We start from the raw sequence: 14,120 nt of genomic DNA on the forward strand, positions 1-14,120 counted from the left end.
TTCACTTCACTTCCAGCAGCCAGTCCAAAATCAGAGCGTTGACTTCACTCGGCCGCTCGTCGTGGGGACAGTGGCCTGTGTTGGGAATTGAAACAAATTTCACGGGTTTATCGTTGGCGGCCAATTGTTGATAAATCTGGCTGCCGGCGATGGGCGTCCAGGGGTCGTCTGCGCCCCAAAGTACCAATAACGGACGATCGACTTTGGGCAGCAATTCTGACGGTTGAGGACCTGGAGGGGCTGTGAGAATCGATGCAAACACTTGTTGAGCTCCGGGCTCGCAGGAGGGGGCGTGCAGGAGTTCTACGAGTTCGTCAGTGATGGCTTCGCGGTTCCCGTAGACTTGGCGCAGGGTGTTGCGGATGCGGTGTTTTTGGCGGATGTTGTTGAAGACAAAGGGGCCGATCAGGGGCGATCGAACTAATTTAGTAAAAGTCCCCATCACTACTCGCAGTGGGAAATTCAGTTCGTCCGGCCGATGGTTGAGCCCGCCAGCACAGTTGATTAAGACACCGCCTGCTGATATTTCTGGATGGTTGGCGACTACCATCAAACTCAGCAAAGCGCCGATCGAATTCCCGACAAATACCGCCGGTTCCTGTACCAGATCCGCCCAGAAATCAGTCAGCAATTCTTCCCACAATTCCAGAGTGTAATCTAGGGCTGGTTTGGCGGAAGCACCGAATCCCAGCAAGTCCAGAGCAAATACGCGATAGCCGCCGGCCGCTAGTGGGGGGATATTTTGCCGCCAATGTCCGATCGAAGCCCCAAATCCGTGAATCAAGATCAGAGGGCGGCCGGTTCCTTGGACGGTATATTGGATTTTGTGACCTTTCCAAGTCCAAATTAGCTTTTCAAAACTCGTTGCAGATACTAATTGTTGTGCAGTCACGGCTATTATGTAAAGTTTCGTTAACTACTTTCATCATAGCAGTTGTCAGTTGTCAGTTGTCAGTTGTCAGTTGTCAGTTGTCAGTTGTCAGTTGTCAGTTGTCAGTTGTCAGTTGTCAGTAGTCAGTTGTCAGTAGTCATGAATTATTGGTTATTGGTTATTGGTTATTGGTTATTTGTTATTGGTTATTTGTTATTGGTTATTTGTTGTAATGCCCAATGCCCAATGCCCAATGCCCCATGCCCCATGCCCGATGCCCAATGCCCCATGCCCAATGCCCCATGCCCAATGCCCCATGCCCCATGCCCCATGCCCCATGCCCAATTCCCAATTCCCAATTTTTACTTTTTTTGTAGCAACCAATAAGTCATCATATTCCCCTTACCTTTTACCGGAATTACGCCTCGCCTCTCAAACAAATACTTATCTTTCAAAAGCTCATAAGTAACATCAGTAACTTGAATTCTGCCGGCAAAACCCGTAGCTTCCATCCTCGCCGCTACATTCACCGTGTCTCCCCATAAATCATAGGTAAACTTGCTCACACCTATCACTCCCGCAACCACCGGCCCGGAATTGATGCCGACGCGAATTGCCAGTTTTTCCCCTGTCTCGGCGCACAACTTTGCTATTTTTGCCTGCATTCCCAGGGCCATTTGGGCGATCGCCTCGGCGTGATCCTGTGTCGGCGTAGGCAACCCCCCGACTACCATGTAAGCATCGCCAATAGTCTTAATTTTCTCCACACCGTACTTTTCAGCTAACTGGTCGAAGTGGGAAAAAATTACGTTCAAGCGCTTTACCAACTCGGTGGGAGACATTCTAGCAGACAACTCAGTAAAGCCAACAATATCAGCAAATAAAACACTTACTTGGGCAAAACTGTCGGCGATCGTGCTTTGCTCTGCCTTCAAGCGTTCTGCGATTGGTTTGGGTAAAATATTTAACAGCAACTTCTCGCTTTGTTCTTGTTGAACTTTGAGCGCTTCTTGGGCTAATTTGCGTTCTGTAATGTCAGAAACAGTACCCTCATAGTAGAGTAGCTCACCTTTTGAATCTCGAACAGCCCGAACATTTTCTGACACCCAAATCCGGCGTCCGTCTTTGCGACATACCATAGATTCAAACCCAGAAACGGCATTTTCAGCATCCATAGCAGCGACAAATTCGAGGCGGCGTTCCTGGTCAACATAGAGTTGCTGAGCAATATTGTTAATCTCGGACATCAGTTCTTCGGGCGAGTCGTAACCGTACAATTTTGCCAAAGCTGGATTAGCGCTGATATAGACTCCTGAAGGCGTGCTTTGAAAAATGCCTTCCATCGCATTTTCTACAATGCTGTGATATTTTTCTTGAGCAATACGCAGCAATTCTTCTGCTTGTTTGCGCTGAATCAAAGAACCTAATTGAGTGCCGACAGCATTAAAAACGTCTATAAATCTGGCGTCTTTCCCACAAGATGAAATTTTAAAGAAAACTAGCACTGCCAATACTTCATCGCCTACCAAAATCGGCACGCCAAAACCCGCTTGGAATCCGAGTTCTAGTGCTATCTGACTTCGGAAAAAATGCGGGTAGCCCCTGGAAATATCTTCTACCCATTCCGGTTGCTTGGATGCCCAAACTCGTCCCGGCAGCCCTATATTCATGGCAAATGTCAGTTGTTCGCTTTGCCTGCGGAACGCCTCCATCCTCGCGTTGCTGGCATACCAGCCGCGGGCAGATTGCAGCACAGTTCCTTCTGCATCGGGAATCCAAGCTTCTCCTACATCCCATCCGATTGTTTCGCCAACTTGGTGCAGAATTACTTCTAAAGCTGAGTGGAAGTCTACAGCTTCGCCGATCGCCCGCGTAGTTTCCAGCAAAAACTGGATTGATTCTTCAGCCCGCTGCCGTTCTGCGATTTCTTCCTGCAATCTAGAATTGCGATCGTGCAGTTCCCTAGCTTGCAGTTGCAGTTTGGATTGCAGCGAACGAAGGGAAAGTTGGTTTTGGACGCGGGCTAAGACTTCTTCTACTTGAAACGGTTTAGTAATATAATCCACTCCTCCTACTTGAAAAGCTTTAACTTTTTCCAGCACGTCATCTAGCGCACTAATAAAAATCACCGGAATATCTTTAGTTTTTTCGCTTAACTTTAACTGCTCACAAACTTCATACCCGTTCATTTGCGGCATATTAATATCTAGTAAAATTAGATCGGGAGGAGATATTTGCGCCCCTTGCAGAGCCAAGTGTCCGTTAATAGCCTTCCTGACCTGATACCCGTGATATGTCAGCATAGTGGATAAAAGTCGCAAATTATCCGGCAGATCGTCAACGATCAGAATGTCTTTAGGAGTCGCTGGTAATGGATGGTCGTTCATCATAATATAATTGAGTTAAATCGATAATGATATCTATCCGAAAATTATCGACTAAATCTGTTAAAGCGTTAGCGAGATTTGCCTCAGTTTCGGGAATTTGCTCGATGAGTTCGAGGATGCGGTTGTCATCAACACAAAGTGCTGCTCGGTGCAACTCGACCACCCAGTCTGTGGGCATTACACTCAAATCCTCGGAGGTCAAACTTTTAAGCAGCGTGGGTGTTGAAAAAGAAGTAGATAAGTTTTCTTTCTCATAAATATAACGCAAGCTCAGGTGATGCGCTATCTTTTCAAATAGTACCTCTTCCCGAAACGGTTTACAGATCAAATCGTTACAACCAGCAGATAAAATTATCTGCCGCTGCTCGTCAAAAGCACTGGCCGTCAAGGCAATAATTATTGTTTTTTTACCTTCTAGAGTTTTCTTAATTTGTCTTGTCGCTTCGTAACCATCCATCACTGGCATCAACATATCCATTAAGATCAGGTGCGGCTTCCAAGTTGACTGCAAAGCAATTGCTTCTTGACCGTTAGTTGCTTCCCGGACTTCAAATCCCAGCGGTACGAGGAGCTTAAGCAGCAGTTGGCGATTTTCCGCTACATCTTCAACTATTAATATCCGATAATTGTCTTGTCCGGCTTCTAAACCAATAACTTGTTTAATCGGTGGTTTTTCTTGTTCATCAATTTCTGTTACTAAGTTAATCGAGATATTAAATCTGAAAGTTGTGCCTTGACCGAGTTGACTTTCAACATCAATATCTCCTCCCATAATCCGAACAAACTGTTGGCTGATCGGCAATCCGAGGCCAGTCCCCTGCATGGATTTCCGACCTGTTTCGGTTTGCACGAATGGCTTGAATAATGTGGAAATTTCCGAGGGAGAAATGCCGGGTCCGGTGTCGGCAATTTCAAAATACAATTGGAATTTGTTTTCTTCTGTGGCGTCTTTTTCAGCTTGGCTGCTGACGCGCAAAGTAACAGTTCCGTGTTGAGTAAATTTAATCGCGTTGCCGAGCAGGTTAATTAAAACTTGCCGCAATTTAGCTTCGTCTGTTTGAATGTACTGCGGCAAATCGTCGGTATTTTCCAAGATTAATTGCAAACCTTTTGAGTTGGCTTTTAGTTGCAGCATTTCTTTGAGACTGTTGAGAAGGTTGTAGAGATTGAAGCGGCTGGGATTGATGGTAATTTGACCGGCTTCTATTTTGGACATTGACAAAACATCATTGATGAGTTCTAGCAAATGTTCGCCGCTGCGGTTAATAATTTCTATGTATTCTTTCTGTTCTGCCGTGATAGAACTGTTGCGGGCCATGACTTGGGAAAAACCGAGAATGGCGTTGAGAGGTGTGCGGAGTTCGTGGCTCATGGAAGCTAGAAATTGGCTTTTGGCGCGGTTGGCAACTTCGGCGTTTTCTTTGGATTTAATCAGTTCCATAGACTGCCTTTGAGTGCGGGCGAGCAATTCCGCTTGCTGTAATGCTACTCCTAGCTGAGTACCGACATCAACTGCAACGTTGATTTCTGCTTCAGTCCACTGGCGGGGACCCGAATTTTGATAGGATGCTAGTAATCCCCAGAGCTTTTTGCCGGAAAAAATTGGTACAATAATGTAGGATTTAGCTTGGAATTTTTCTAGTAAGTGGATGTAACAAATATCGAATCCTTGCTTGTAAATGTCTGGGACACAAAGGTAAGTTGTACCTCGGCTGTAGGCTCCGCCTTGGGTTTCTTGCAAATAGGTATCTCGTACTTCTTGTGAGGGGCTATCTAATTCTTTGACGACGCAACGGTCGCTGTCTAAAGCGCCTTCAGTAAGGTTAGAATCGAGTTCCTGTGCTTGGATGAAAGAAACCCACTTGTGGTCACGGGATTCGGCTACAAATTCGCCGCTCCAGTCAGGATAGAAACGGTAAATTGCGACTCGATCGCACTTCATGGTTTGGCGCAATTCTCGGGTTGTGGCGTGAAAAATTTCTCGGATATCTAAAGTCTGCCGCATTCTTTCAATGATGCGGGCGATCGCTCTCTGTCGTAAAGCACTTTCTTGCAGTTCGGTTTCTGCTTGCTTGCGTTCGGTAATATCTACAGCCATTAAAGCAATGCCGATCGCTGTACCGTTATCGTCAATTAGCTGAGTATTGTACCACTCGCAGATGATAATTCTGCCGTCTTTAGTCAGATTTTCGGTAGTGCCGCTGGATTTGGCGTTCAAGTCGTGATTGAAAATCTCAGATATTTGCTGGCGGTAGCTTTCAGGTACGAGCAAATCGGAGGCGACTCGACCAATCGCTTCTTCCTCACTGTAGCCAAAAATAGCAACGGCTGCGGGATTCCAAGTGATAATTTCTAAATGGAGGTTTAACTCGATAACTGCGATCGGCGTTTGCTGCAATAAAAATGAGATTCTTTGCTGCGATGCTAGCAGTTTTTCTTCGGCTAATTTGCGGTCTGTGATGTCATTAGCAGTGCCGAGAATTTGTTTGGGTTTACCATCAGTTGTTCTGAGAAATACTGTATCCCAACTGTGTAGCCACCGCAATTCACCGTTTTTGTGTTTCATTCGGTATTGAAATTGAATGATATCGCCGTCTTTGGCTCGCTCCCATTTTTGGATATTTTCAAAAAAAGCTGGCATATCCTCGGGGTTCATCAGCGTTGACATCATTGCTGTACCCATATCTTGTATTTCTTGGGCGGTATATCCGAGCATCGTCGAAATTTGTCGGTTGGTATAAACATTCCGCTGTTCAATTACATCGTAAACGTACAATAGGTTGGGATTGGAATCGGCGATCGCTTGAATGAAGTGCTGGCTCTCTCTGAGTGCGGATTCTGTTTGTTTGCGAACGCTAATATCTCGCGCCACGATAATCACTGAATCTGGAGTCAGCGGAGACACTTTAGCATCGAGGCAAACGTCGCGCTCTCCGACTTGAAAGCTATATTCAACATTGAGGGTTTGCTTCGTTTTTAGAGCTTGTTGGATCGCATTTAATACTAAATCTGCTATAGGTTTTGGCAAGACTTCGTGTGCCGTTTTGTTAATCATTTCGCTTGGAGGTTTCACCAAATTCGTTGATGCTGTCGGGGCGATTTTGATGCAGCGCCCTTCTGCATTTCTCACTAAAACTGTGTCAGTCATGGCGGCAAAAATAGCCCGCAATTCTGTTTCCGATTCCTGCAGAGCTTGCTCGGCGCAGATGCGGGTGCGAATTTCTGCTTGCAGCAATTTATTTTGCCGATCGAGCTGCTGAATTCGGTTTTTTTCTCGATCGATCAGTTTAGCTTGAGCGATAGCGAGCCCTACTTGAGCTGCCACAGCTTCTAATAAGTCGATTTCATCGGGAGTCCATTCCCGGTAACGATCGCACTGGTGCAAACAGATAGCGCCGTTTGCCATGCCTTGGTAGGAAGTGCGAATTGCCAGCATCGATTTTAACCCAACCTTCTGGCAAATCGGTTGAACAGCTTGCAAAAGAGGGTCTGAATAAACATTGTTGGAGGCGATCGCCATATCTTGTATCATCATTTGTATGACGTGAGGATTGCCCCAAATGGGAACAGGTACGTTCCGAATAGATGGGCAATCGGGTTCGAGATACTCGGCCGCCATAGGAATATCGACTTGGGGGGTAGTAACGTAAGTATGAATCAAACAGCGATTGGCGCAGAATGCCTGACCGATTTGAGTAGCAGCTATTTGAAATATTTGTTCTGGCTGCAAGCTCGATCGAATTTCTTGAGTTATTTTTGCAATCAGCAATTCTCGCTGAACTTGCCGTTCTAAAGCAGCTTTAGCTCCAGCCATTTCTATTTCTGCGTGCTTGCGATCGCTGATATCAAAAAGTACGCCATACCAAACAATATCGCCATTATCGCGCATTTCTGGTCGAGAATTAGATTGCAGCCATTTGAGTTTCCCCGACGGTGTAATAATCCGCCATTCAAAGGCAAAAGGTTCTAAAGTTTGGGCGCTAGTAGCAATTTGTTTTACCAGATATTCTTGGTCATCTGGATGATTTTGATCGAAGCACAAGTCGGGATCTTTTAATATTTCCTCACTCTCTAATTCGTAAATTTCCCGACACGCATAACTAATATATTCAAACTTGAAACTTCCATCGGGCTTCTTGATAAATTGATAAAGAACTCCCGGTATATTGACAGCCAATTTCTGCAACCGCGATTTACTTTCCCGGAGTGATTGTTCTGTCCGCTTGCGAAATTCTACCTCTTGTTGCAGTTGGGCATTCTGCTGTTTTAATTGTTTTGATAGCTGTTGTATAGTCAATTGACTTTCGATCCTCACTAAAACTTCTTCCACTTGAAAAGGCTTAGTAATGTAGTCAACACCGCCGACTTCAAAAGCTTTGACTTTGTGAAAAGTATCATCAAAAACGCTCAAGAAAATAACCGGTATCTCACTCGTTTCCTCATTAGCTTTCAGTCGGACACAGACTTCGTATCCGTTCATTTTGGGCATGGCAATATCTAGCAAAATTAAGTCTGGGAGAACTGTAAAATTAGCATTAACCGCCATTTCTCCCGAAATCTCCCGCTGAACTTTATACCCTTCTTTCGTCAATATCTTTGATATAAACCGCAGGTTTTGGGGTTGATCGTCAATAATTAAAATGTGAATATTTTGTTTGTCAAATATCATTTTTTGTCTGACCATTGTGGTTTTTTTAGTGCTAGTAGCCGATTGATGATTTAATAAATTTAGCGAGTCCTTCCGCTCGTAATTATTTATAAAACCTTTTCAACCTCAGCAAATCGAGGATTAATTTTAGATATTAGCCATCAACTAACGCACCTTCTATTTTTTAAACTTATTGGTGGCTTGTCTTAAGTTTTCCACTCAATTTAACCGTACTTAACCACATTTTATTTCCCCAACAAACCCCCTTATTTGATGTCCCAATTAAGTGGGCAGAAAAACCATCCTCGCTTAGGCACTCCCGACCAAAGCAACCGGGTTTTTTAACTTTTTTCAAGGGCTGCGACCAAGTATTTTCGTACAACCCGGTTGATGCGTCCAGGACTATTTTTTGCTAGACTTTTGCATTAAAAGTCCCAGGAGGATAACGCAACTTTCTTGACATTTTGCTGCCACATTCAAAGAGTTTTAGCCGAGATACATACCACGACGTACCGCGAGGCGAAGAAACCGTTTTTTTACTTTTGTCGCTGCCACAAAGTATGGCTGTGAAAAATCTCGGTTTTGACGCACCCGCCCATCTGTATTAAGATATTTATAGGTAACTAAGATTATAGATCGCTCCTCCCGCACCCAAAGCCTACCATATAAACTATTTTCTCGGTCTTTCCTAGGTAAGCAATTCCTTAAGTTTAGCCATATTTTCCTGGCTAAAGTAAATTTTAATCTCTAGTTCTTGGTCAGATTCCCACAGCAGAAGCATATTATCTTCGCCCAAGGCGATTTCGGGATTATTTAATTCAAGTGTTTGATATTTAACTTCGGGAATTCCTACGCGAATTACCAGTTCCGCTTCCAACTGAGGATAGATGTACAATTGCTGTTGCAAGTTGTCCAGTTCTAATTTGCCAACAGTGTTGTTACGTTGGACAGGAGAATCGGGTGTGTACCAATAAAGAGTTTCCTCCCGAATTTCGGGATTGACTATGACAAATGTTTCGTCAAAACGCTGGGGGTGCCAGTGAATTTCGCTGAGACCGCCGATTTGCGGAATCAGTCGCTGTACCCAGCTAATTTCTTTGCCGTTGAGGTTTCCCCACCACTGACTGATATTATCGAGATTGTCAGCATTTTCGGGGTCGGTGCTGCCGGACTGCCAGACTGTTTTTAGTTGTTGCATATACAGGTTCTCCAGCGAATTTAAATTTGAGATTGCAGGCGTTCAATTGGAGATTCATTCGTTATACAATAATTTTAATGGACTTACCAATTATTTACCACGAAGATTACGTTGCACCTCTGCCACCGCATCACCGCTTCCCGATGGCAAAGTTTCGGATGCTTTACCAGATGCTGCTCGCGGACGGGGTAGCAGATAAATCGCAATTTCACGCTCCCGAACTTCCGCCTCAAGAATGGATTGAATTAGTCCACGACCACTCCTATGTTCAAGCTTACTGCAACGGGACGCTCGATAACAAAGCGACTCGGCGAATTGGTCTGCCTTGGAGTCGCGCCCTTGCTAATCGCACTTGCACTGCGGTTGCAGGAACTGTACTAACTGCCAAGCTCGCTTTAGAGTACGGTTTGGCTTGCAATACTGCAGGCGGAACTCATCACGCCTTCCCAGCTTTTGGGTCGGGTTTTTGTATTTTTAATGATTTGGCGATCGCCTCTCGCGTATTGCAAAAAAATGGTTTAGTTCGCAAAGTTTTAATTGTCGATTTAGATGTCCACCAAGGAGACGGAACCGCCGTAATTTTCCAAGATGACAGCAGCGTTTTTACTTTCTCGATGCACTGCGAAGTCAATTTTCCCGGCACTAAACAAAAGGGCGATTTAGATGTAGCTTTGCCGGTCGGTATGGAGGACGACGAATATTTACAAACATTGGATAAATTCTTACCAGATTTGCTGTCAAATGTCAAGCCAGATTTAGTTTTGTACGATGCTGGAGTAGACCCTCATCACGGTGACAAACTGGGAAAATTAGCTTTAACTGATACGGGCTTATTTCGCCGGGAAATGCAAGTTTTGATGGCGTGTTTGGCTGGCGGCTATCCCGTTGCCTGCGTGATTGGCGGGGGCTATTCCGATGACGCTAAGGGGTTAGTTTACCGACATTCGCTGCTGCACCGAGCCGCCAGTCAAGCCTACAGGCAGTATCGACTTTGATCCCGATCGGCGAGATTTAAAATTGACTTCAGTATTGTTTGGCGATATAATTGCGTGTTTAGGGTCTCAATTAATACTAAAAACCGGCTAAGGTGGCATTAAAGTAGATATATCGCATTCAATCGTAGTGTATTTTATGGAATCCAACTCGTTAAATATCACAGAAGATGGGGCCAAAGAACCGACTTTGATGCCGATCGACAAGCGCTACCTGCTAGTCCTCAACATCAAATCCTTCTGCGACTCCAAAGGCAGCAGGTATCTCGATTTAATGTGGGCTAAAGACCTAACCCAACACTTCAAGTATTTGAAAAACTTCACGCTAGCATCTCCGTGCGTGCGAGAAACCCCCCCAGAAAATACCATAGAGGTGGATTCGGAAACATCATTTGCTGATGCTAAATTTATTGACCTTCCCTCCGCAAATAGCATGGCCAAAGCAATATTGCTGCTGCCGGCAACGGTTGCCCAGCTTTGGGGCGCGATCGCATCTTCAGATATCGTACATAGCGGCGTAGCAGGCTGGCCGATTCCGATGGCATGGTTAGTGACGCCAATAGTCCTGATACAGCAGAAACCATACCTGCTCGTAGTCGAGTCCGCACCGTGGCGGCTGCCACCGGGCACCCCTGCCAGCATTAAAGCCAAAATTCAAGCTTACATATACGAAACATTGAATCGCTGGTGCATCAACAGCGCCGACTTGACAATCTTTACACAGGCAGAATACCAGCAAAGTTTATTAACAAAACGACACAAAGAAAGTCACATAATTAATGCTTCGTGGATAGATGAAGAAAATATTATTTCGGAAGCAGACGCGACAAAAATATGGCACGAAAAACTGTCTGCCTCGCCCAAACAACTAAAAATTCTATTTGCGGGCAGATTGCATCCAAATAAAGGCCTGTTAGTTCTGCTAGAAGCAATGAAAATCTTGGACGAGCAAAACATTGCCGTCAAGCTGGACATACTAGGTGAAGGCGAACTGTTAAGCAACTGCCAAGCAGCAAGCAAGGCGATGCAAAAATCGGTACAGATCGAACTTTTGGGAACTATTCCTTACGGCAGAGAATTCTTCGGGCGGCTGCAACAATATCATGCTGTTGTGGTTCCCAGCATCTCGGACGAGCAGCCCAGAATCGTATACGATGCTTATTCCCAGGCCGTACCTGTACTGGCAAACAACACAGCCGGACTCCGCGACTGCATCGAAAACGGCATCACAGGCTCGATCGCTAATTGCAATGACCCCGTTGCTTTAGCAAACTTGCTCAAACAGTCGGGAGAAAACTTGAACCTACTTCAAAATATGGGCATGGCAGCTCTGAACAAGGCTCGCAGCCTGACTCACGAAGAAATGCACCGGCAGCGGTGGCAGCTTTTGTTAATGATGTTGGAGCAATCAAAAAAGTAGGCGATACCTGCAGGAGGGCGATCGCTCCCGCTTGCCAGATGGGTACAACTTGAGCTAAAAAGTTGTTACACCAACAACGGTACTTATGTCCAAGGCCAGCGAGTCCAATCACCCCTATCCACTGCTGGTTGTCATTGTTAACTACCGAACCTCTAGTTTGACAATTGACTGCTTGCGCTCTCTAGTTAGCGAAGTCCAATCGCTGCCCGGTATGCGAGTTGTAGTTGGCGACAATGCTTCAGGCGATCGCTCCGTCGAAGAAATTAGTAGTGCGATCGCCTCAGAAGGCTGGAATGAATGGGCATCCTTCGTTCCCCTAGACCGTAACGGCGGATTTGCCTTCGGCAACAACGCCCTGATCCGTCCCGCCCTCCAATCCACCAATCCCCCCCCTTACTTCCTGCTGCTCAACCCAGACACCATAGTTCGCCCCGGTGCCTTAAAAGCCCTCGTCGATTTCATGGACACTCATCCCGAAGCCGGCATCGCCGGCAGCCGGTTGGAAGACCCCGACGGCACGCCCCAGGAGTCAGCTTTTCGGTTTCACAACATCTTGACCGAACTCGATTTTGGTTGGCGGACAGGCTTTATATCCAAGTTATTAGCCAACTGGGCCGCAGCGCCTCCCATTTCCCAAGAAACCTGTCAAACTGATTGGGTAGCTGGAGCCAGCATGATCGTCCGTCGCGAAGTATTTGAAAAGATTGGCTTGATGGATGAAGCTTATTTCATGTACTGCGAAGAAATGGACTTTTGTCTGCAAGCGAACAAAGCTGGCTGGAGTTGCTGGTACGTACCCGAAAGTCGCGTGGTGCACTTAGTCGGCCAAAGCTCAGGCGTCACTGACACCAAAAAGCCCGCCAAGCGGCTGCCGACTTATTGGTTTGATTCCCGGCGTAGGTACTTTATCAAAAACTACGGCTTGGTTTACACAGCATTAACTGATGTATCTTGGGCTTCGGGTTTTGCAGCCTGGAGGGTGCGTCGCGTACTTCAAGGCAAACCAGATGGCGATCCACCACAATTGCTGAGGGATTTTGTATTAAATAGTGTATTTTTTAAGGGGGGTAAGATTGAAAAATCCAAAAACTTTTAAAGGGAGTTGGTAAATCGGTCAAAGCCAACTAAACCAGGTTAACCTAGGCAAAGCAAAATATTTGCAGAGGCAGACCAGGAATTAGTATTCTTGAGCGATAAAACCGGGTTGCTTTTTTCTCAAAAACCTGATTAACCAATTAATATCGTGGGCATCTAGCAATACAGTAAACAAGAAATAGTGTGAATTAGAGCTTATGGTAACTGAGCAAAACTTAATCACCAGTGAAAATCAAGTAGAAAACCCCGGCATGGGACTGTGGCAGCAAATTAAAGAAGACTGGATTGCTCATGGTCGAGATTGGACAAAACCGGGATTTCGCGCCGTAGCAGTGCAGCGTTTTGGCGTCTGGAGAATGCAGGTAGAACCGAAATTACTACGAGCTCCTTTGAGCATTATTTATCGATCGCTCTACCGAAAAGTCCGCAATAGTTACGGGATAGACTTGCCTTACACTGTGAAGCTCGGTCGTCGCGTGGTGATTGAACATCAAAACGCTATTATTATTCACGGATATTGTACGATCGGCGACGACTGCATTATACGCCAAGGCGTAACTTTGGGAAACCGCTATTTGGACAAACCGCTAGAATCTCCTCAATTGGGCGATCGGGTTAACGTCGGCGCTGGTGCAAAAATCCTCGGCAAAGTAAACTTGGGAGACGACGTAAATATCGGTGCCAATGCTGTAGTTTTATCAGACATTCCAGCCGGTCAAACTGCCGTTGGTATCCCAGCCAAAATTATCAAATCCCGCCCTGCTGAAAACAATACTTAAATCATTGTCTTCCTTCGGCCTTTTTCCTTCTCCTATAACTTTGCGGAGATTCAATCAATCTACCTACTCAAGTTAGAGATGCCTGTTAAGGTAAACAGCACAAATAGGCACAATTGTCAACATTATCAAAATATTCCACAAACAATGGTTGAGTCAATCACTAAGCCAATCGTTTCTGCTACAGAAGCAGACTGGAGTCGCGAAAAACCCAGCAAGTGGTGGGAGCCGAGTCGCCAACTGCTCAAATCTATCCGCAACTATCAAAAGTGGCAGCAGCAGGGTGGGATTTTAGGCTATTTTTTATGCCGTTTGAACATCATCGAGTATCGATTTTGGAGCGTGGTAACTGCAACAGACATCCCTTTAAACTGCCAAATACAAGGAGGACTGGTGCTGCCTCATCCTAATGGCATTGTCATTCATCCCAGTGCTTCCATTGGCCCTAACTGTCTGATTCTTCAACAGGTGACAATTGTTGCTGATGTCAAAATCGGCGGTCACGTCGATATCGGTGCAGGAGCGAAAATTATTCGCTCAGTAACGATCGGCGATCATGCTTTGATTGGTGCCAATGCTGTGGTGATTTGTGACGTGCCACCAGGTGCAACCGCAGTAGGAATACCGGCAAAAATAATCGAAAAAAAACCCAGAGAGTCTGAAAAAGAATTTCTAGAAGTCGCCGAAAAATGAGGAAATTAGCTCGACTTTTATTAAAATATAAAGGAACTGC

The 14,120-nt window shown here is 45.5% G+C and carries 10 protein-coding genes; 5 read left to right on the plus strand and 5 right to left on the minus strand.

Annotation, left to right across the window (positions count from 1 at the left end; genetic code table 11):
- Window position 1 precedes the first annotated feature (1 nt).
- The 5 genes from QUB04_RS26275 to QUB04_RS26295 form a co-directional block, all read right to left on the minus strand.
- Window positions 2–892, minus strand: a complete 891-nt coding sequence (locus QUB04_RS26275; protein WP_333288951.1) for an alpha/beta fold hydrolase — start codon at window positions 890–892, stop codon at window positions 2–4.
- A gap of 192 nt (window positions 893–1,084) precedes the next feature.
- Window positions 1,085–1,255 carry a hypothetical protein gene (locus tag QUB04_RS26280; protein ID WP_333288953.1) on the minus strand — a complete coding sequence of 57 codons (171 nt, stop codon included), beginning with the start codon at window positions 1,253–1,255 and terminating at the stop codon, window positions 1,085–1,087.
- Window positions 1,234–3,261, minus strand: coding sequence for an adenylate/guanylate cyclase domain-containing protein (locus QUB04_RS26285; protein WP_333288954.1), 2,028 nt, complete (start codon window positions 3,259–3,261; stop codon window positions 1,234–1,236). Before QUB04_RS26285 ends, QUB04_RS26280 begins: the two co-directional genes overlap by 22 nt.
- The gene (locus tag QUB04_RS26290) at window positions 3,227–7,942 is read right to left on the minus strand and encodes a PAS domain S-box protein (RefSeq protein ID WP_333288956.1); all 4,716 of its coding nucleotides are present in this window, start codon (window positions 7,940–7,942) and stop codon (window positions 3,227–3,229) included. Before QUB04_RS26290 ends, QUB04_RS26285 begins: the two co-directional genes overlap by 35 nt.
- Window positions 7,943–8,594: 652 nt before the next feature.
- Window positions 8,595–9,104: a hypothetical protein gene (locus QUB04_RS26295; RefSeq protein WP_333288958.1), complete on the minus strand. Its 510-nt coding sequence runs from the start codon at window positions 9,102–9,104 to the stop codon at window positions 8,595–8,597.
- 77 nt (window positions 9,105–9,181) lie between these two features.
- Here QUB04_RS26295 and QUB04_RS26300 point away from each other — a divergent pair, with 77 nt between their 5' ends.
- The 5 genes from QUB04_RS26300 (at window position 9,182) to QUB04_RS26320 (ending at window position 14,080) form a co-directional block, all read left to right on the plus strand.
- A complete protein-coding gene (locus tag QUB04_RS26300; RefSeq protein ID WP_333288960.1) occupies window positions 9,182–10,099 on the plus strand; it encodes a histone deacetylase in 918 nt (305 codons plus the stop codon).
- 136 nt (window positions 10,100–10,235) lie between these two features.
- Window positions 10,236–11,516 carry a glycosyltransferase gene (locus QUB04_RS26305; RefSeq protein WP_333288962.1) on the plus strand — a complete coding sequence of 427 codons (1,281 nt, stop codon included), beginning with the start codon at window positions 10,236–10,238 and terminating at the stop codon, window positions 11,514–11,516.
- Between the two features lie 85 nt (window positions 11,517–11,601).
- Window positions 11,602–12,612 carry a glycosyltransferase family 2 protein gene (locus tag QUB04_RS26310; protein ID WP_333141166.1) on the plus strand — a complete coding sequence of 337 codons (1,011 nt, stop codon included), beginning with the start codon at window positions 11,602–11,604 and terminating at the stop codon, window positions 12,610–12,612.
- 196 nt (window positions 12,613–12,808) lie between these two features.
- Window positions 12,809–13,390, plus strand: coding sequence for a serine acetyltransferase (locus QUB04_RS26315; protein ID WP_333288963.1), 582 nt, complete (start codon window positions 12,809–12,811; stop codon window positions 13,388–13,390).
- Between the two features lie 144 nt (window positions 13,391–13,534).
- Entirely contained in the window at window positions 13,535–14,080 is a 546-nt protein-coding gene (locus QUB04_RS26320; RefSeq protein WP_333288965.1) for a serine acetyltransferase, read from the plus strand.
- Window positions 14,081–14,120: the final 40 nt, after the last annotated feature.

The sequence above is a fragment of the Microcoleus sp. D2_18a_B4 genome, from assembly GCF_036702475.1.
Classification (GTDB): domain Bacteria; phylum Cyanobacteriota; class Cyanobacteriia; order Cyanobacteriales; family Microcoleaceae; genus Microcoleus.